Raw genomic sequence first — 19,512 nt, forward strand, 5'->3', positions numbered from 1 at the left:
GGCGGCGCAATGATGGCGCCGGATGTCGCTCGCGGTCTCTACAGCGCGCTGTTGTATCTGCTCTCGCCGCTTATCTGGTGGCGGGTATGGCGTGAGCATGCGCTTACTAACAAGCGCGCGGAACGGTTGGGGTTGGTCGCTGCGGCGGCGGACGGCCCACCGACGATCTGGCTGCATGCCGCTTCGGTCGGCGAGGTGCTGGCGGCACGGCCCTTGATCGAGGCCCTGGCTGCGCGCCACGCCGACCACCGCCTGGTGGTCACCACCATGACTGCCACTGGCGCCGAGCGCGTGCGAGCGCTGTTTCCTGCCGAGCGCTATGCGCTCACGCATTATTTCCTGCCGCTGGATTTCCCGGGGACGGCGCGGCGTTTCATCGCCCGTTTGCGCCCGCGCCTGGCGATCATCGTCGAAACCGAGCTATGGCCCAACCTGCTGGCAGCGTGCGAACGGCAGCACGTGCCCGTGGTGGTCGCCAACGCTCGGCTCTCGGATAAGGCTTTCCAGGGCTATCGCAAGGTGGCGCCATTGCTGCGTGGCGCACTGGGCGCGGTCAGTTGGCTGGCGGCCAAGTCATCGTCGGATCTCGAACGCTTCACGGCATTGGGGTTGGCCCGTGAGCGCGGCGAAGTCGTCGGCTCGATCAAGTTCGATCTGCCCATCAATGCCGAGTCGCGTGATGAAGGTGAGCGTTTACATACCCAGTGGGGGGCGCGGTTCGTTTGGGTGGCAGGCTCGACCCATGAGGGGGAGGACGAGCAGGTGCTGGCCGCGCATGCCCGCCTACGACGCACGCATCCTCAGGCGCTGTTGGTGCTGGTGCCGCGCCATCCGCAGCGCTTTTCGGCAGTGGCCGAACTCTGTGAGGCACGCGGCGAGCGCCTCGCGCGGCGTTCGCAAGGTGAAGCGCCCAGCGCCGAGACGAGTGTCCTGCTGGGCGACACCATGGGCGAGTTGATGCGCTTTTATGCCGCATCGGACGCCGCCTTCGTAGGCGGCAGCCTGGTGCCCATCGGCGGACACAACCTGCTCGAGCCCGCCGCCCTCGGCGTGCCGGTACTCACCGGGCCGCATCTGGAGAACTTTCAGGACATTGCCGAGACCCTGCGCGAGGCCAAGGCACTTTGCGAGATCGACGCTGCCGAGACCTTGGGCGACGCCCTGGCGACCCTTGCCGACGACCCCGAACAGCGCCGCCGGCTGGGTGCCGCCGGTGAAGCCGTGGTGGCCGCCAATCGCGGCGCGTTGGAAAAGACGCTGGAAGGCATCGCGGCGCGCCTGCCGGCGGATGTACACGCTTAGGGCGTATGGCGCTCGACACCCTCATTCGTCCCCAACAGCAACACATCGGCGCCGCGCTGGGCGAAGAGTCCGTTGGTGACGACGCCGACGATATTGTTGAGGCGCTGCTCCATGGCCTTGGGGTCCTCGAACAGGCATTCGTATCCGTCGAGGATCTGGTTGCCGTTATCGGTGACCACGCCGTCGCGGTAGACCGGGGTGATGCCCAGCTTGACCAGTTCGCGCGCCACGTAGGAGCGCGCCATGGGGATCACCTCGATGGGCAGCGGAAAGCCGCCGAGCACGTCGACGTGCTTGGAGGCGTCGGCGATGCACACGAAACGCTCGGCGCAGGCGGCGACGACTTTCTCACGCGTCAGCGCTGCACCGCCGCCCTTGATCATGTTGAAGTGCGCATCGATTTCGTCGGCGCCGTCGACATAAACCGGCACCGTACCCACGTGGTTGAGCTCGAAGACATCGATGCCGTGGCCTCGCAGGCGTTCGGCCGTGGCGTCCGAGCTTGCCACTGCGCCTTGAAAGTCGTGCTTGAGCCCGGCCAGCAAGTCCACGAAGAAATTGGCGGTGGAGCCGGTGCCCACGCCGATGATGGTGTCACGGCCGAGCAAGGGCTTGATATCCTCGATGGCGGCGGCGGCCACCGCGCGCTTGAGTTCGTCTTGGGTCATGGTGCGTCCGTATGGGCGTTCGTATCGAGTCGTAAGACGTTTGTGCAATCGTTCATATAAGCGTTCGTGTAAACGTCATTATAGAGACGTATCGGCGAAATCCGTGCCCATTATAGAGCTTATCCGTGCCGCATAAGAGACATGCCGGCACGCATGGGACTGGACGCTGTGCCGCGCCCTCTGCTAACAATGGAAGTTTGCTACCGGTTGGCCGCCCCTGGCACGCCGGTTTCACAATGAGACGCGCGAATTCGCAGGACACACCAGAATGCTAGAAGAGACCGTCAAGAAAATCCTCCAGGCACGCGTATATGAAGCTGCCCGGGAAACACCGATATCCCCTGCTCCCTTCCTTTCCCGCCGTCTCAACAACACGATTTTGATCAAGCGTGAGGACCTGCAGCCGGTCTACTCCTTCAAGATTCGCGGCGCCTACAACAAGATGGCCCAGCTAAGCGAAGAGCAGAAGGCCAAAGGCGTGATCGCCGCCTCCGCCGGCAACCATGCCCAGGGCCTGGCCATGGCCGCCAAGCAGATGGGCGTCAAGGCAATCATCGTCATGCCGCGCATCACGCCGGACATCAAGGTTCAGGCGGTACGCGCCCGAGGCGCCAAGGTGGTGCTCAAGGGCGATGCCTTCGGCGAGGCACTGGCGCATGCGCGCGAACTGATCGACGAGCATGGCTATACCTACATTCCGCCCTTCGACGACAACGATGTGATCGCCGGCCAAGGCACGGTGGGGATGGAAATCCTGCGTCAGCATAGCGGGCCGCTGGATGCGATCTTCGTGCCCGTGGGCGGTGGCGGCTTGCTCGCTGGCGTGGTGGCCTATATCAAGTACCTGCGCCCCGAAATCAAGGTTTACGGGGTCGAGGCGGAAGACTCGGCCTGTCTCAAGGCAGCGATGGCAGCCAACGAGCGCGTCACCCTCGACCAGGTCGGCGTGTTCGCCGAAGGCGTCGCCGTGGCGCAGATCGGTGAGGCGCCGTTCGAGATCCTGCGCCACTGGATCGACGGTGTGGTCACGGTCACTACCGACGAGATATGCGCGGCGGTCAAGGATATCTTCGAGGATACGCGCGCCGTTGCCGAGACCTCTGGCGCGCTGTCGCTGGCCGGGCTCAAGAAGTATATCCAGCAAGAGCGCGTCGACGGCCAGACGCTGTTGTGCATCAACTCGGGCGCCAATACCAATTTCGACCGTCTGCAGCACATCGCCGAGCGCACCGAGCTGGGCGAACAGCGCGAGGCGATCCTGGCGGTGACGATCCCCGAGCGCCCCGGCAGCTTCAAGAAGTTCTGCAAGACCATCGGCAAGCGCATGGTCACCGAGTTCAACTACCGCTACGCCGATCCCGAGCAGGCGCATATCTTCGTCGGTGTTCAGGTCAAGCCGGGTGGCGACGATCGCCAGGCGGTCATCGACAAGCTGCGCGAGGCCGACTATCCGGTGGAGGATCTTACCGATAACGAGTTGGCCAAGCTGCACATTCGTCATCTCGGCGGTGGGCGCCCCAAGGAACACTTCAGCGAAGAAGTCTATCGCTTCGAGTTTCCCGAGCGCCCCGGTGCGTTGATGAACTTTCTGACCCATTTGCCCGCCGACTGGAACATCTCATTGTTCCACTACCGCAATCACGGTGCGGCGTATGGCCGGGTCCTGGTGGGCATGCAGATTCCCAACGGCGACCGTGCTCATGTCGAGGAACACTTCGAGCGCATCGGTTATCGCTACTGGAAAGAATCCGACAATCCCGCTTATCGCCTGTTCATGGCGTGAACCGTCTGGTGCCATGGTATGACGACTTGGCATGGCACCTTCATAGTCTCCGATTATTAGGATCTAACTTCCCATAGATGCTAATGTCGGCGACATGACGAATGTCAAATAAAAACATCGTTCGTTAACCAAACGTTTCATTCTTGTGCCCGAGGCCAGTTGTCAACCCATACGGCTGGCCCTATAGTCGTAAGCGTTATTCGGGGTGCTATAAGAAACAGTCCTTTACGGAGCAGGAAATGAAACGCAAGCCTGATTTGGTCATGGCTTTAGTAATGTTGTTTGGCTTGGGTGTAGTGGCGACGGGTTACGCACAGACATTGATGGGCACTTGATGAGCGCCCCGCTATCTGGGCGTATTCGCCGGTCGTCTTGAACGTCCGAGTGCTTGCATAGCCCGCCGAGCGGCCGACGATGGTTCTCCATCGTCGGCCGCTTGCGTTACGGGCGTACGGTGCGGGCGTCGCTGACGATGGCATCGAGGGGCACGTCCCAGTCCGCGATGGGCAGTTGCTCGACGTACTGACAGTCGTGGGCAAGGCCGATCAGGCGCGGATGCGGGCGGCGCAGGCGTCGAAAGGCAAAAGTACGGTCGTAGAATCCGCCGCCCATGCCCAACCGATTGCCCTGGGCATCGAAACCGACCAACGGCATGAGCACCAGGTCCAGCGCCCAGGCCGGCAGGCGCCGTGCGCGATGCGCGCCATGCCGCGTGCTCGGCTCCGAGATGGAAAATCGATTGGTACGCATGGGCGTCTTTGCGTGGTAATGCACGAACCACAGGCGGTTGTCGGATAGCGGTCGCAGCACCGGCAGATATACCCGGACGCCGCGGCGTCGGAACCACGCGATCAGCGGTGTCGGGTCGATCTCGCCGTCGTTGGGCAGATAGAGCGCGACGCGGCGGGCGCGCTTGACCTCCGGCAATTGACGCAGGCGGCGACATAGCGCATAGCCGGCCTGGCGGCGCTGGGATGCGGAAAGTCGACGTCGGCGCCGACGCAATTCGCGGCGCAGGCTGCGTCGGTCGGATAGTTCGAGAGGGGGGGCGTGCGTCATATTCGGTGAGGTTCCCCAAAGTGCCGCTGTCGTTCTGGCCCTGAACCTAAAGGTTCAAGGTGGGTGGCCGCAGACGAGTCATCAGGCTTTCCGTCGCACGGACATGCACACAGACCCGTCTAGCAATTGGCCCCCTGGTAATGCGCATAGGCTCGAGGGACTATAACGACTGGCGAACACTTCAGGGAACGCCTCTATCCTAGCAGAGACCGGGGCGCGGCCAAAGCGCCAGGCCCTTTTCGTATAGCGTCTTTTTCTCGTGTAGCCCTTGTTCTTGTATAGAACCTTTTCCTGTATAGCGTCTCGTCGTAGCGCACCCAAGCGCGTGTCGGACAACGCCGGAGAGTCAGCTCGAGGGTTTGCTGTCATCCGGGGATGGCGTATCGGCCAGGGCCTGTTCCAGACGTTCGCTAAGGCGTGACAGGCTGGACTCGCTCTCGCGCTGGGTGTCGAGCGCTTCGAGGAGTTCATGCGTGATGTTCAGCGCCGCCATGATGGCGATCTTCTCGGCGCCTTGCACCTTGCCCTGGGAATGGATCCCGTTCATGGCGCGATCCAAATAGCGCGCCGCACGCTTTAGCTCGTCTTCCTGATCGGGCGGGCAAGCGATCACGTAGGGGCGTCCCAGCAACGTGATCTCGGTCGTCTGCCGCGAGGCGTCGTTCATGGATCGCTCCAGAGCGGGCCAAGGTCGGGCCCGATGCGGTAAGATGGAACCAAGTTTCCGCGTCATGCGCGGTGGAGGGAACGGTCTCGACGACCTTGGCATCCTGCCGTCGCGAGCCTACGTTCGCCGCCATGTAAGCCATTGATCACTATAAAGAGCCGCCCGGTCGCGGTCAACGCGGCCCGGCGGCCTGCATCACAGGACCGCATCATGTCCCTCATCGACGAACAACTCGATTTTTCACGTGTCGCCGACACCTTTCTCGCCCACGGCAGCATGCAGTCACCGGCGTTTCTCGACGGCCGCTTGTGCGCACGCCTGGCGTTGGCCGACATCAGCGCCGATACCTGGCTCGAGGAAGTCTGCGCGACCCTGGGCGTCGACCAGCCCCATAGCCGCGAAGACGGCGAGGTTTTGCTCGCTTGGCGGCGCCAGGCGCTGGACGCTCTAGCCGCGCCGGAACTCAACTTCGAGCCGCTGCTGCCCGATGACTTGTTCTCCCTCGCCGAGCGCGCGCACGGCCTCCAGGAATGGACCCAGGGCTTCCTGGAGGCCATCGTCGAGGCCGGCGGTCAGAGCGACGACTGGTCACCGGCTCTGCGCGAAGTGCTCGAAGACCTCGGTTCGCTCGTCAACCTGGAGATCGAACTCGAGGACAACGCCGAGAACGAGAACGACCTCTTCGCCTTGACCGAGCATGCGCGCATGGCTGCCATGCTGCTCTACACCGAGCAGCACCCCGGTCAGCCCCAGGTCGAGCGCGTCGAGAATTCCGAGGGTGACGACGCCACCACGCCGCCGTCACAGACCCACTGACGAACCCCTTGGCCGGGCGAGTGCCCGGCCACTCTCCCACATCTCCCGCCATCCGAGGAGCGTCCATGCCTCGCACTGTCCTGCCGCGTCCGGCGGCGATTTCTTCCGATGAGCATCGTGCCCGCCGCCAGGCGTTGATGGCGGCCTTGCCCGCGCACAGTGCCGTATTGATCCCGGCGGCCTCGCTGGTCACGCGCAACCGCGACAGCGAATACGCCTTTCGCCAAGATAGCGACTTCCACTATCTGAGCGGCTTTCCCGAACCCGACGCGCTGCTAGTGCTGCTGCCCGGCCGCGACGCCGGCCAAGTCGTGCTGTTCTGCCAGGAGAAGGATCCCTTTCAGGAGGCCTGGACCGGAATACGCATTGGCGCTCAGGCGGCGGTGACGGATTACGGGGTTGATGAAGCCTACGAGAACGCCAACCGCGATGTCTTGCTGCCCGAGCTGCTCGAGGGCCGTGAAACGTTGTATCTGCCTCTCGATAATGGCGAGATGCTGGCCCTTGCCGAGTCGCTGCGTGCGGAGCTGGCGCCCCAGGCTCGGCGTGGCGAACGCACGCCAAGTGCCTTCGCCGATGTCGCGCCGCTGATCCACGCGCGGCGCCTGATTAAGAGCGAGGCGGAACTGGGCCTGATGCGTCACGCCGCGCGCATCTCGGCGCAGGCGCACCGCCGGGCCATGCAGAACGTGTCTCCGGGTCTTCTTGAGTATCAGCTACAGGCAGAGCTCGAGCACGAGTTCGTCTGGCACGGCGCGCGTGCCCCGGCTTATGCCACGATTGTCGGGGGCGGCGAAAACGCTTGTGTGCTGCACTATATTGAGAACAGTGCCGCGCTTCGCGATGGCGACTTGGTATTGATTGACGCCGGCGGTGAGTTCGAGCTCTACGCTGGCGACATCACGCGAACCTTCCCGGTCAACGGCCGCTTCACGCCCGCGCAACGTGAGCTTTACGAGGTCGTCCTCGAGGCGCAATGCCGCGCGGTGACCGCCGTCGCGCCGGACACGACTCTGCGTGCGATTCACGACGGCGTCGTACGCGACCTGACCGCCGGCCTCATTCGCCTGGGCCTGCTCGAAGGCACACTCGAGGCGCGAATCGCCGATGACAGCTACCGGCGCTTCTTCCTGCACGCCACCTCGCACTGGCTGGGACTCGACGTGCATGACGTTGGCACTTATCGGCTGGACGGTGAACCGCGTGTGCTGGCGCCGGGCATGGTGCTGACCGTCGAGCCCGGACTCTATATTCCCGACGCTGAGGACATTCCCGAGGCGTATCGCGGCGTGGGTATTCGCATCGAGGACGATGTCGCGGTGACCGCTACGGGGCATGAGGTGTTGACGGCGGATGTGCCCAAGGAAGTGGCGGAAATCGAGGCGCTCATGCGTGAGAGTTGATCATTTTCTGATCGCGCGGTTTGTATTTACGTAATTACGCTATGAGTGCGTAAATATCCATAACGGCTGCCGTCACGACTGCCGTCCATGTCCTTAACGTGGTACAAAATAGCGTGTCTCGCCATCGCTTGTGGCAAGACCTTTGAAGCCGACAGGGAGAGTTTTCGATGCCGCCTAACCGGGTCGATATCGCCATCGTGGGAGGCGGATTGGTCGGCGCCAGCCTGGCATGTGCTCTGGCGCCGCTAATCGAGCGCCATGGGTTGCGCGTGGCGGTGATCGAGGCCGCGCCGTTGAACGCGACGCAGCCGACGACCTTCCAGCCCAGTTTCGATGCCCGCGCCAGCGCCATCGCGCAAGGTTCGCGCCGGCATTTCGAGCGGCTCGGGGTGTGGGCGTCGATGGCCGAGCGCGCCACGCCGATTCGCCAGATCCACGTCAGCGAACGCGGGCGTTTCGGGGCGACGCGGCTGACGGCCGGCGAGTTCCATCTCGACGCCCTGGGTTATGTGATCCCCAACGCCTGGATGGGGCGCGTGCTGCACGCCGGGCTCGAATCGTTACCGCTGACCTGGCACTGCCCGGCGCGCGTCGAGGACATCGTGCCCATCGCCGACGGCCACCGCCTGACGCTCAGCGACGGCGCTTGCCTCGAGGCTGGCTTGACGGTGCTCGCCGATGGCGGCCGTTCTGGGCTCAAGGAGCGCCTGGGCATCGATAGCCAGGCGCAGTCCTATGAACAGCACGCCTTGATCGCCAACGTCGAGATCGGTCGAGACCACGCCGGCGTGGCCTATGAACGCTTCTCGACCCACGGCCCGATGGCGTTGCTGCCCCTGGCCGGGCGCCGCATGGCGCTGGTTTGGACTCACGCCAAGGTGCCACGCGAGGAGACGCTAGGCTGGAGCGACGCTGAGTGCCTGAGACATCTGCAAGAGGCCTTCGGCGACCGCCTGGGGCGCTTTCGGCGCATCGGGCATCGTGACGCCTATCCTCTGTCGCTGGTCACCGCTAACGAACCGGTGCGCCCGCACCTGGCGATCATGGGCAACGCCGCTCACTCGTTGCACCCGGTCGCCGGGCAGGGGTTCAATCTTGCCTTGCGCGGCGTCATGGATTTGGTCGCATCGCTGGAAGCTGGGCTAGCGCAAGGCCAGGCTATCGGTGGTGCGCGTCTGCTGGGCGATTTCGAGGCCCGCCGCGCCGCCGACCGGCGTAACGTCATCCGCTTCAGCGATGGCCTGATTCGCCTGTTCGGCATCGAGCATGCCGCGTTTTCCCACCTGCGTGCCGCGGGCCTGGTGGGACTCAATATCGTGAGTCCGCTGCGACGCACCCTGGCGCGCCGCGCCATGGGGCTGGAGCGATGAAGGCCGACGAGGAAACCAGCATGGATGAGACAACACACGATGACGTGATCGTCGTCGGCGGCGGCATGGTGGGCAGCGCCCTGGCGGCGCTACTCGGCGAGGCCGGCATCTCGGTGACGGTGCTCGACGCCCGCCCCACGCCGCTGACGCGTGAAGACGTCGGCTATGGCCTGCCTGCGCCACGAGTCAGCGCCCTGACGCCGGTATCGCAACGTTTGTTGACGCATCTCGGCGCCTGGCCGTGGATCGCCGAGCGGCGCGTGTCGCCCTATCAAGGCATGCGCGTCTGGGATGGCGAAGGCAGCGGCGAGATCGCCTTCGCGGCGGTGGATATCGGCCTGCGCGAGCTCGGCCATATCGTCGAGAATGACGTCGTCCTGGCCGCCCTGGAAGCGCGCCTCGAGGCCTTGCCAAGCGTCACCCAGCGCTTCGGCACACGCGTGACGGGGCTCACCCGCGCGGCAGACGCGCAGGAGGTCACTCTCGACGATGGCAGCCGTTGGAAGGCGCCGCTGGTGGTCGCTGCCGACGGCGCACGCTCGCCGCTTCGCCACCTGGCGGGCATCGACGTCAGCGAGCGCGAGACCGGCCATGTGGCGTTGGTCACCACGCTGCGCTGCGAGCATGGTCATGGCGGCGTGGCGCGTCAGGTCTTCCTGCCCGACGGGCCGCTGGCCTTTCTGCCGCTGCGCGTCGAGGAAGACGATCGGCACTGCTCGATCGTCTGGTCGACCCGCCCCGAGCACGCTGAGCGCCTGCTGGCGTTATCGCCGGAGGCGTTCGCCCAGGCTCTGGGCGACGCCATGGAAGGCCGACTGGGCAAGATCGAGGTACTCGACGAGGTACACCACTTCCCGCTGACCCAGCGCCACGCCCGTGAATACACCGCGCCGGGCCTGGCTCTGATCGGCGACGCCGCGCACAGTATCCACCCGCTGGCCGGCCAAGGCGTCAATCTCGGCTTTCTGGACGCGGCGGTGCTGGCGGAAGAAATCACCCACTCACGCCAACGCGGCGTAACACTCGGCGACGCCCGCACACTGGCGCGTTACGCCCGCCGCCGGCGCGGCGACAACGCCGCCATGCTGGCACTGATGGACGGCTTCCGCCTTCTGTTCGGCGCCCAACACCCCGCGTTACGATTGATACGTAACGTCGGCCTCTCCAGTACCGACAAGCTCATGCCTCTCAAGCGCACCATGATTCGCCAAGCCGCCGGCGAACGTGGCGAACTCCCCGCCGTGTGTCGTTAAGATGATCGTTGGGCCGGTTACATACCCGGCCCAGCTATTCTAAAGGGCGTGCTAACGGTGCCCATCATGGTGGCGGTGGTGTGTCTGAAATCTATACTGATTGGTTGATGAAATTGCCAGGCCCTATCAGCCAATGGTGATCGTGGGAAAAGGAACAAAGCTATGTTGATCTCCGGTGAGGATGGATCGGCTGTTCAGGAAACGCTCTACCTACTTTCTGTGCCGGGTATGCGTGACTCGATTCGCGAGGGAATGGGCACACCTATTGAAGAATGCGACGAAGAGCTGAGCTGGTGACGGAAAAGCGCGTATCGCAAGCCTCCCCCATTTGAAAAGCTTGTCGGTGATCTTGCCGGGGCTTATTCTCGCAGAATCAATATCCAGCACCGTCTTGTTTACCAAGTGCTTGATGATGAGAAAGTGGTGAAAATTCTCAGGCTCTGGAGCCATTATGAATAGTACTGCGTTTTTTCAGTAGCGCCGAACAACGCTTCCTAAGCTGAACGAACGAAAGCCTGTGCTGCTGGTGATAAATGACGGTAACCCAAGACGAGGTCGAATTCAGGTTCAGCACTTGATAGCGGATGATAGCTTATCCGGTCTCCACGAAAGCCACTCATGCTCTCGGGAACAACGGAGACTCCTGCTCCGACTGCCACCAGCGACAGCACGGCGTGCATCCCGTACGCTTCCTGCGTAACCTCGGGCACAAAGCCTGCATTCGCGCAAAGTCGGATAACCTGCAGATGAAAACCACGCCCTTCAACCATCGGCCATAGGATGAACGGTTCGTCTGAGAGATCGCTAAGTATTAGGCCTGGTCGCTTGCCGAGGAGGTGATCTTTCGGGATGGCCATGCACAAGCGGTCACTGTCGAACAATGTCTGATCGACGTCTTCAGCATTTGCAAGCGGTGGAATCAACACACCTACGTCCAGCCTTCCATCGCGTAATGCGGCAACCTGTGCAGCGGTAGTCGCCTCATGTAGCTCAAGACGAACTTGTGGATGATTTGTCCTAAATTCACGAATGACATCAGGTAACCGTCCATAAAGCGAACTTCCCACATAGCCTAGGCGCACGACACCTGTTCGGCCTGCTGCTACATCTGCCGTAGCGGTGATCGCCTGCTCCGCCCGCCGAAGGGTTTCGCGTGATTCATAAAGAAATTTCTTTCCCGCGGGGGTCAAGCCAAGTACGCGGTTGCCGCGATTGATCAGGGCGGCATTGATATCGGACTCCAGCTTGCGGATGGCGCTGGTAAGAGGGGGCTGCGACATATTCAGCCGCTCTGCTGCACGATGGAAGTGCAACTCTTCCGCAACGGCGACGAATTGCTCCATTGCGCGCAAAGTGATTCGAGCCCGAGCATTTATCGCCATATCCCGCCCCAAAAATGTATTCAGCTTGCCAATGATACTAAAAATGTATCGTAATGCATTGCATGTTGTATTTTATGTATCGTGAGTCTAGCTCCATGCTTCTCCTAAACATGTTCTTGTAAAGAATGGAGAGTGTGGGATGGTGGATTTCAAAGGTCAGGTAGTGCTCATAACCGGAGCGGGTCGAGGGCTCGGCCTTTCGTATGCCCGGCTTATCGGGCAGCTGGGGGCGACGGTCCTGATCCAGGATATCGGTGCCGCCTCGAATGGTCATGGCGTCGATTCGCAGATTGCGGAGCGCGCGGCAGAGACGCTGCGACTGGAGGGGCTGAATGTCCAAGCAATTTCCGGTGATATTGGTTCACGCGAGGGATGCCATGACCTCTGCAGAGACGCCTTGAGGAGAGGTGGACGACTGGACGCCTTGATTCATAATGCAGGCTGGGTTGCCCACCAGAGCATTGAGTCGATAGACGAAAGTTCGTTTGATCATATGATGGACATCTCCACCAAGGCGCCTCTCTGGCTCGCACAGGCGGCATGGCCGGAGATGAAATCGGCGGCCTATGGCCGCATCGTCATGACGACCTCTTGCCGGGCGCTGTACCCACAGTATGTTCAGAATGGTCTTGCGTCATACGCGGCTGCCAAGATGGCTGTGGTGGGACTGGTGAATGTCTTGGCTTCTGAAGGCGCACAGGACGGCATTATCGTCAATGCAGTGTCGCCAGTCGCCAAAACACGCATGTGGGGGATAGAGGGCGAGCCGGATGAGCTGCGGCCCTCTGAGGTGGCCCCGGGGGTGGCGTATCTCGCCTCCCCGGCATGCCCCGAAGGTGGCTGGATACTCCGCGCTGCGAACGGGCAGTTTCATGCCACCAGGGCTATAGAAGCCGAGGGCGTAGACTATCCCCGTAATCTTCGTGCGGTTCACGCTGCAACCGCTCATGAGGTTGCGGCGAACTGGGCACTGATCGCTGTGGCTGACGTGGAGCCGCGACGGAAAAAGACTCTACGTCACTGACTCCCTGCGCGGATATCCCCGGCAGGGAACATCCTTGGACTGCTTGAGCTTCCTGTGCCGCGCCCTACGAGCTGTACCTTTGCTGATAGCGATCAATGTCTGTATGTAACCTCGGCTCGGCTTGGTTTATCGAAAAGTGAGCTTGAGGAAGCGCCTGAATCAGGAGCCTTACTGCGGATCGATTATGATGGAGCACTAATGTGAAAGTGATAAAAGCTTTAGAGCAGCACCGCAAGGATCTGCGGGTCAAGAAGCTTGTTGCGGCGTGAAGCTGCACCTAACCTTCCTGGTATCTCCAAAGAACACGTGTCATGAGCGAAGGCCCTCCCCTTCGCCCATGACTCGTGCGTGTAGACAACGGATCAGATACCCATGGAGGCGAGTTCATGACGAAACGCAATCATCAGGGCGTCACGCTTGAGTGTGTGCAGGGCGATATTGCGCGCCAGCCGGATATGGACGCCATCGTGAACGCGGCGAATGCGGAGTTGCGTATCGGCGGCGGTGTGGCGGGTGCGATTCATCGTGGTGCGGGGCCGGAACTGGAGCGGGAATGCCAGCCGCTGGCGCCCATTCAGCCGGGGCAAGCGGTGATCACCGGCGCTCATAACTTGCCCAATCGCTCGGTGGTGCATTGCCTAGGTCCGGTGTACGGCGTGGACGCGCCCGCCGAGCCGTTGCTGGCGGCCTGTTATCGCAATGCGCTAGAACTGGCCGAGCAACATGGGCTTACCTCCATCGCCTTTCCGGCGATCTCGACCGGGGCCTTCGGATATCCGCTAGAAGCGGCGACGCAGGTGGCGTTCAAGACGGTGATCGAGATGCTGCCCCAGCTATCCTCGGTCAAGCATATCCGCTTCGTGCTGTTCCAGGAGGCGGACGTTCGGGTTCATGAAGAGGTGCTCGAGCGCTTGCTCGATTGAAACGACGCCATTAACTGAAACGCTATCATTGTCGGGCGCCGGACGGTCCTGCTTTCGGTGCCCCCTACCTTTCTCCCCCAAGACACACTCGCTTCGGACGACGAATCTGTCTGCCGGTGCTGCTCCGTACGGCCCTGCCTAGAAAGTGACTGCCCACTTTTTGTTGTTTAGATACTGGTGCCTAACCGATACCGAGTGCGTGGCGCGCAAGAGGCTTTGCAGTATTTTGTTGTACGAATGTTTCTTTCTTGTACGATATTTGTATAATTATTCCTGTCGCTGGACGAAAGATCGTCTTCGGTGCATGTGCTTTCTTCGATTCGCCAGATAGGAATAACATCGTGAAAACCATATTTTCATGGCTCCAGGGAACGACGATTCGTGCCCGAATGACGGCTGGCTTTGCCAGTGTTCTCTTGCTGATGGTCATCCTGACTGCCGAAGGGATACGTGAGGTCAACTTGATCGACCACAGCATGAAGGTCATCAACGACGTCAATAGCGTCAAACAACAGTATGCGGTTGATTTTCGTGGCAGTGTCCACGACCGCGCTATCGCCGTGCGTGATGCGGTACTGGTCGATGACGAGGCCAGCCTCGAGCCGATCCTGGCGGATATCAAGCGCCTCGAAGGCGACTACCGCGAGGCTGCCGCCGGCATGCAGGACCTCTTCTCGCGTGGTGATGTCACCGCCGACGAGCGTAACGCCCTGGCCGCTATTCAGGAGATCAAGGCCACGACCATGCCGTTGATCGATGAAGTGATCGAGCGACGCCAGGCAGGCGATATCACCGGCGCTAAGCAATTGCTGCTCAATGAAGCGGCGCCGGCTTTTCGGACCTGGCTGAATGACATAAATGCTTTCATTACCCTGTAGGAACGGCTCAATGCGGCCGAAACCGGTTTTGCGCGCAACATCGCCGAAAATTTCCAAATCACCATGCTGGTGCTATGCCTGGGCGCTCTGGTGATAGGGGCCTTGGTGGCTACAGTGTTGACCCGGCTACTATTGCGAGAGTTCGGCGCTGAGCCCTATGAGGTCAAGGCCTTCGCCGAGGCGGTGGGCAATGGCGACCTGACACGTCAGGTATCGTTAAAGCCACAATATCGAAACAGCATCATGGCCGCCCAGGTGGCGATGGCGGAAAAGCTGAAAACCACAGTGTTGGAAGTGCGCGGTTCGGCCGAATCGGTGGCGACCAATAGCGAGCAGATCGCCGAGGGGAATAACGAACTTTCGTCCCGCACCGAGCAGCAAGCGAGCTCCCTGGCCGCGACCGCCTCTGCCATGGAGGAGCTGGGCAGCACCGTTCAGCAAAACGCCGACAACGCCGTGGAAGCACGTAAGCAGGCTGCCAATGCCTCGCAAATCGCCGAAGAGGGTGGTGAGGTCGTCACGCAGGTGGTGCAGACCATGCACGACATCGATGGCAGCTCCAGAGAAGTAGCCGAGATCATTTCGATGATCGACGGTATCGCCTTCCAGACCAATATCCTGGCGCTCAACGCCTCCGTCGAGGCGGCGCGTGCCGGTGAGCACGGCCGAGGTTTTGCCGTGGTCGCTCAGGAAGTGCGCGAGCTCGCCAGCCGCTCTGCGGCGTCGGCCAAGGAGATCAACGCCTTGATCACCGCCAATCGCAAGCGTGTTGAGCAGGGGACGGAACTGGCCACCCAAGCCGGCAAGACCACCGAAGACGTGGTGGCATCCGTCAAGCGCGTGACCGAACTGATGGAAGAAATCAGCAACGCGACCGCCGAACAGCGCGATGGCGTGCAGCAGGCGGGTGAAGCCGTTACCCAGATGGATCAGGTCACGCAGCAGAACGCGACCTTGGTCGAGCAGAGCGCCAGCGCCTCCAACAATCTCAAGGAGCGCGCACACAAGCTAATGGAGCTGATGTCGGCCTTCCAGCTTGGCGATGTTTCGTCACAGGCCACACGCCAGGCAACCGATCGCTCCCAGGTGGCCCCGCACAGCGCAGGCCAACAGCGGGCACCGGCATCCTCGTCTCGACTGCCGAGCACCCGCAGCACGGCGCGCCAGACCACCGAGGAAGAGTGGGAAGCGTTCTAAGCGCTGTCTGAAAATCGACGACCGTTCGCCTGGAACGGCATGCCACAACGACCGCCGCCGGCGGTCGTTTGGCGTCGAGGCCCCGCCCGCCTCGATATTGCACCACTCGACTCTTCTCCCACCCAAGACACACCCGCTTGAAACCCGGATAATGGCGAGCAATTCGCCTGCGGGCGCACCCGACACCAACCCGGTTTTTGTACATGGAAATCAAGGTCAACTTTCTCGAAAATCTGCGGCTGGCGGCCAAGTTCGACGATTTCACCGTCGAGACCGATCAGCCCATTCGCTACAAGGGCGACGGCTCGGCGCCGAGTCCGTTCGACTACTTCCTGGCCTCGTCGGCGTTGTGTGCGGCGTATTTCGTGCGCTTGTACTGCAACGCGCGTGACATCCCCACCGAGAACATCCGGTTGTCGCAGAACAACATCGTCGCCCCGGAGAACCGCTACAACCAGATATTCAAGATCCAGGTGGAGCTGCCGGAGGATCTTTCCGAGAAGGATCGCACCGGCATCCTGCGCGCGGCGGAGCGGTGCAGCGTCAAGCGCGTGATCCAGAACGCGCCCGAGTTCCAGATCGAGACGGTCGAGAACATCGACGAAGACGCCCAGGCGCTGTTGATGGGCACGAGCGCCAAGGACGGCGACGCAGGCGGCGAAACCTGGATCGAGGGCAAGGACCTGCCGCTGGAGCGCACTATCGCCAACATGACCCAGATCCTCGAGGACCTGGGCATGAAGATCGAGATCGCCTCGTGGCGCAACATCGTGCCCAACGTCTGGTCGCTGCATCTGCGCGACGCGGCCTCGCCGATGTGCTTCACCAACGGCAAGGGCGCGACCAAGGAAGCGGCACTCTGCTCGGCGCTGGGCGAGTTCATCGAGCGCCTCTCCTGCAACTTCTTCTACAACGATCAGTTCTTCGGCGAGGAGATCGCCGATAGCGCCTTCGTCCATTATCCCAGCGAGCGCTGGTTCCCGCTGGAAGACGACGACGCCCTGCCCGCCGGGCTGCTCGACGCACACTGCCGGGCGATCTTCGACCCGGACGGCGAGCTGCGCGGTTCGCACCTGATCGACACCAACTCTGGGCGCACGGATTGCGGCATCGTCGCGTTGCCGTTCAAGCGCCGCTCCGATGGCGCGACGGTGTACTTTCCCTCGAACCTGATCGAGAACCTGTACCTCAGCAACGGCATGAGCGCCGGCAACACGCTCGCCGAGGCCGAAGTGCAGTGCCTTTCCGAGATCTTCGAGCGCGCGGTGAAGAAGGAAATCATCGAGCAAGAGATCGTCCTGCCCGACGTGCCGGAGGAGGTGCTGGCCAAGTACCCCGGCATGCAGGAAGGCATCGCTGCACTGGAGGCCCAGGGCTTCCCGGTGCTGGTCAAGGACGCCTCGCTCGGCGGCCGCTACCCGGTGATGTGCGTGACCCTGATGAACCCGCGTACCGGCGGCGTGTTCGCCTCCTTCGGCGCGCACCCGAGCTTTCAGGTGGCGCTGGAGCGCAGCCTCACCGAACTGCTCCAGGGGCGCAGCTTCGAGGGCCTGAACGACCTGCCGCAGCCGACCTTCAGCTCGCTGGCCGTCTCCGAGCCCAACAACTTCGTCGAGCACTTCATCGACTCCTCCGGGGTGATCTCCTGGCGCTTCTTCAGCGAGCGCACGGATCTCGACTTCCACGAATGGGACTTCGCCGGCACCACCGCGGAAGAAGCCGAGCGCCTCTACGGGCTGCTCGCCGAGCAGGGCCTGGAAGCCTACGTGATGGAGCACGAGGACCTGGGCGCGCCGGTATGCCGCATCCTGGTGCCGGGGTATTCCGAGGTATACCCGGTCGAGGACCTGGTGTGGGACAACACCAACATGGCGCTGGACTTCCGCGCGGACATCCTCAATCTGCACACACTCGAGGATGAGCGCCTGGCTAACCTGCTCGAACGTCTGGAAGAAAGCCAGCTCGACGACCACATCAAGGTCGGCACGCTGATCGGCATCGAGTTCGACGACAACACCGTGTGGAGCGAGCTGACCATCCTCGAGCTCAAGCTGCTGATTGAGATCGCTCTGGGCGAGTACGAAGCAGCGCTGGAGCACGTCCAGATGTTCCTGCAGTTCAACGACAACACCGTGCAGCGCGGCCTGTTCCATCAAGCCATGCAGGCGGTGCTGGAGATCGCCCTGGACGACGACCTCGACTTCAACGACTACCACCGCAACCTCACGCGGATGTTCGGCGAAGAGACCATGCGCCAGGTGATTGGCGCGGTGAACGACGAGATACGCTTCCCCGGGCTGACGCCCACCAGCATGGGGCTGGAAGGCATCGACCGCCACCAGCGCCTGATCGAAAGCTACCGGAAGCTGCACGCCGCGCGCGCCGTCGGGGCCGGCATCGCCATCTCGTAAACCGCCCCTCCCCACCCTCTCCGTCACCGCCACTCACGGCGCGCCTTGGCGGAGAGGGCATTTCCCCTTCATGCGTTAATACCAGCCCCGCCCCTACGACCAACCGCCGTTTTGCATCCATCACCACAGTTGAATACTCTGATTCACTAAGGCTGCTTAGACGGCCAGATTGAAGAACGACGACCAACGCAGGGACTACCGCATGGGATGGCAAGGGCGCATCACGTCTTGCAGGGTAGGGGCGGTAGCGTGCCCGGGCCCGTGATTCGCTATTTCTCCTTCCATGCGTTGGCGCCCGTTAAAGCGCGCGAAGTCTACATAGATTGCCGAGCTTTTCTTTATTTTATTTAAAATCAATGGCTTAGGTGCGAAATGGCGGGCTAGATAAGATTGTTGAACGCGCGGGCTCGTTCAAGTGGGAAAATGAACGTGCTATTTAATACCTTTTAGCGAAGAACCATATGGTCGAAGACGATAACAAGAAAGCCTTAGCCTTGATTAGGGGAGGGACGGAGTTAGCTGGCTCCGCCGTTTCTGGTGCGCTCGGTTTTTTTGCTGCCGGCCCAGCCGGGGCGGCAGCAGCCAGCGTTGCAGGCGCAGCAATAACTAGCGGTTCGGTGAAACTAATCGGTGATTTTGCAGATCGCCAGCTATCATCGAAAGAGCAAGAACGAGTTGGAGCAACTGCTGCCCTAGCGTTCAATAAGATCAGTAAGAAGTCGGAAAATGGTGAACATTTAAGAGAGAAGACTTTTTTTGAGCCCAGCGACGGAGCTCGCTCTGAGGCAGAGGAGCTATTGGAAGGAACCCTTCGGCAAGCGAGAGAAGAATACAAAGAGAAAAAGCTGCAATTTCTGGGTAATTTTTATTCAAATTTGGTTTTCTCCCCCGGGGTTACTAGCAATGAAGCTAATTACTACCTTCGTTTATTCGACAATCTCACGTACCGTCAGTTCTGTGCCATATGCATCGTCTTCATGCTTCCATATCAAAATATTCGCGAAACCGACTATCGGGGCTATAAGGGGCCGCTAAATGCTGAGATGGTATCGTTACTGCAGGAGATATACGACCTAAACGATAAAGGGGTGGTGGCTTGCAAGGCGCAGGGTGATGGATACTCGGCACTACTAGGTTGGCATGATGTTGTGCCCCGATCGCTTGAGCTGACAGGGCTAGGCGAGCGACTGCAAACTTTATTTATGGCCGGCGGGAGTCTGACAACGTCAGATCTCGATTTAGTTGCAGATAAACTTCGCTAACAAAACGCTGCAGTTGATCGTGGACTTTCCCCGGTTTAGTGGATACGCATCGATAACTCCCACGGAGGAGAAAACCGATGCCCGCAATAATCACGGGGAAGAAGGCGCAACGTT

16 protein-coding genes, 1 other RNA gene and 2 pseudogenes are annotated in these 19,512 nt (G+C 61.3%); 14 read left to right on the forward strand and 5 right to left on the reverse strand.

The window, feature by feature from the left end:
* The first annotated feature begins 9 nt into the window (after positions 1-9).
* Positions 10-1,302, forward strand: a complete 1,293-nt coding sequence (gene waaA, locus OP494_RS06440) for a lipid IV(A) 3-deoxy-D-manno-octulosonic acid transferase (protein WP_280539894.1) — start codon at positions 10-12, stop codon at positions 1,300-1,302.
* Here waaA and rpiA read toward each other — a convergent pair.
* On the reverse strand, positions 1,299-1,970 hold the full coding sequence (rpiA, locus tag OP494_RS06445; protein ID WP_280539896.1) for a ribose-5-phosphate isomerase RpiA: 672 nt from the start codon (positions 1,968-1,970) through the stop codon (positions 1,299-1,301). The genes waaA and rpiA overlap by 4 nt on opposite strands.
* A 217-nt stretch (positions 1,971-2,187) precedes the next feature.
* Here rpiA and ilvA point away from each other — a divergent pair, with 217 nt between their 5' ends.
* A complete protein-coding gene (gene ilvA / locus OP494_RS06450) occupies positions 2,188-3,753 on the forward strand; it encodes a threonine ammonia-lyase, biosynthetic (protein WP_280539973.1) in 1,566 nt (521 codons plus the stop codon).
* A gap of 441 nt (positions 3,754-4,194) precedes the next feature.
* Here ilvA and OP494_RS06455 read toward each other — a convergent pair whose 3' ends face one another.
* The 3 genes from OP494_RS06455 to OP494_RS06465 all read right to left on the reverse strand — a co-directional run bounded on the left by OP494_RS06455 (position 4,195) and on the right by OP494_RS06465 (position 5,479).
* Entirely contained in the window at positions 4,195-4,812 is a 618-nt protein-coding gene (locus OP494_RS06455; protein ID WP_280539897.1) for a 5-formyltetrahydrofolate cyclo-ligase, read from the reverse strand.
* Positions 4,813-4,820: 8 nt separating this feature from the next.
* A non-coding RNA gene (ssrS, locus tag OP494_RS06460) (6S RNA) lies at positions 4,821-5,003 on the reverse strand.
* A 155-nt stretch (positions 5,004-5,158) separates the two neighbouring features.
* Positions 5,159-5,479, reverse strand: a complete 321-nt coding sequence (locus OP494_RS06465; RefSeq protein WP_075368522.1) for a cell division protein ZapA — start codon at positions 5,477-5,479, stop codon at positions 5,159-5,161.
* A 210-nt stretch (positions 5,480-5,689) separates the two neighbouring features.
* Between OP494_RS06465 and OP494_RS06470 the strand changes: the two genes are divergently transcribed.
* The 6 genes and pseudogenes from OP494_RS06470 to OP494_RS06495 all read left to right on the forward strand — a co-directional run.
* Positions 5,690-6,295: a UPF0149 family protein gene (locus tag OP494_RS06470; protein WP_280539899.1), complete on the forward strand. Its 606-nt coding sequence runs from the start codon at positions 5,690-5,692 to the stop codon at positions 6,293-6,295.
* A gap of 65 nt (positions 6,296-6,360) precedes the next feature.
* The gene (pepP, locus tag OP494_RS06475) at positions 6,361-7,698 is read left to right on the forward strand and encodes a Xaa-Pro aminopeptidase (protein WP_280539901.1); all 1,338 of its coding nucleotides are present in this window, start codon (positions 6,361-6,363) and stop codon (positions 7,696-7,698) included.
* Positions 7,699-7,865: 167 nt separating this feature from the next.
* Positions 7,866-9,068 carry a 2-octaprenyl-6-methoxyphenyl hydroxylase gene (gene ubiH, locus OP494_RS06480; protein ID WP_280539903.1) on the forward strand — a complete coding sequence of 401 codons (1,203 nt, stop codon included), beginning with the start codon at positions 7,866-7,868 and terminating at the stop codon, positions 9,066-9,068.
* A 20-nt stretch (positions 9,069-9,088) separates the two neighbouring features.
* Positions 9,089-10,321, forward strand: coding sequence for a UbiH/UbiF/VisC/COQ6 family ubiquinone biosynthesis hydroxylase (locus OP494_RS06485; protein ID WP_280539905.1), 1,233 nt, complete (start codon positions 9,089-9,091; stop codon positions 10,319-10,321).
* A gap of 100 nt (positions 10,322-10,421) precedes the next feature.
* A pseudogene (locus OP494_RS06490) lies at positions 10,422-10,618 on the forward strand (type II toxin-antitoxin system prevent-host-death family antitoxin).
* Between the two features lie 12 nt (positions 10,619-10,630).
* Positions 10,631-10,780 (forward strand): annotated as a pseudogene (locus OP494_RS06495) (Txe/YoeB family addiction module toxin); the annotation flags it as partial.
* A gap of 35 nt (positions 10,781-10,815) precedes the next feature.
* Here the strand turns inward: OP494_RS06495 and OP494_RS06500 are convergent.
* Positions 10,816-11,703: a LysR family transcriptional regulator gene (locus OP494_RS06500; protein ID WP_280539907.1), complete on the reverse strand. Its 888-nt coding sequence runs from the start codon at positions 11,701-11,703 to the stop codon at positions 10,816-10,818.
* Between the two features lie 139 nt (positions 11,704-11,842).
* On the opposite strand from OP494_RS06500, the gene OP494_RS06505 reads away from it, so the two are divergent.
* From OP494_RS06505 to OP494_RS06530, 6 genes are all read left to right on the forward strand, one after another.
* Complete coding sequence (locus OP494_RS06505; protein WP_280539909.1) at positions 11,843-12,727, forward strand: SDR family NAD(P)-dependent oxidoreductase; 885 nt, start codon at positions 11,843-11,845, stop codon at positions 12,725-12,727.
* A gap of 386 nt (positions 12,728-13,113) precedes the next feature.
* Positions 13,114-13,650, forward strand: a complete 537-nt coding sequence (locus OP494_RS06510; protein WP_280539910.1) for a macro domain-containing protein — start codon at positions 13,114-13,116, stop codon at positions 13,648-13,650.
* Between the two features lie 341 nt (positions 13,651-13,991).
* On the forward strand, positions 13,992-14,528 hold the full coding sequence (locus OP494_RS06515) for an MCP four helix bundle domain-containing protein (RefSeq protein ID WP_280539911.1): 537 nt from the start codon (positions 13,992-13,994) through the stop codon (positions 14,526-14,528).
* Positions 14,529-14,633: 105 nt separating this feature from the next.
* A complete protein-coding gene (locus tag OP494_RS06520; protein ID WP_280539913.1) occupies positions 14,634-15,725 on the forward strand; it encodes a methyl-accepting chemotaxis protein in 1,092 nt (363 codons plus the stop codon).
* Between the two features lie 203 nt (positions 15,726-15,928).
* The gene (locus OP494_RS06525; protein ID WP_280539914.1) at positions 15,929-18,136 is read left to right on the forward strand and encodes an OsmC domain/YcaO domain-containing protein; all 2,208 of its coding nucleotides are present in this window, start codon (positions 15,929-15,931) and stop codon (positions 18,134-18,136) included.
* Positions 18,137-18,597: 461 nt separating this feature from the next.
* Positions 18,598-19,398, forward strand: a complete 801-nt coding sequence (locus tag OP494_RS06530) for a hypothetical protein (protein ID WP_280539915.1) — start codon at positions 18,598-18,600, stop codon at positions 19,396-19,398.
* Positions 19,399-19,512: the final 114 nt, after the last annotated feature.

Source organism: Chromohalobacter sp. 11-W (assembly GCF_029889905.1).
In the GTDB taxonomy this organism is placed as follows: domain Bacteria; phylum Pseudomonadota; class Gammaproteobacteria; order Pseudomonadales; family Halomonadaceae; genus Chromohalobacter.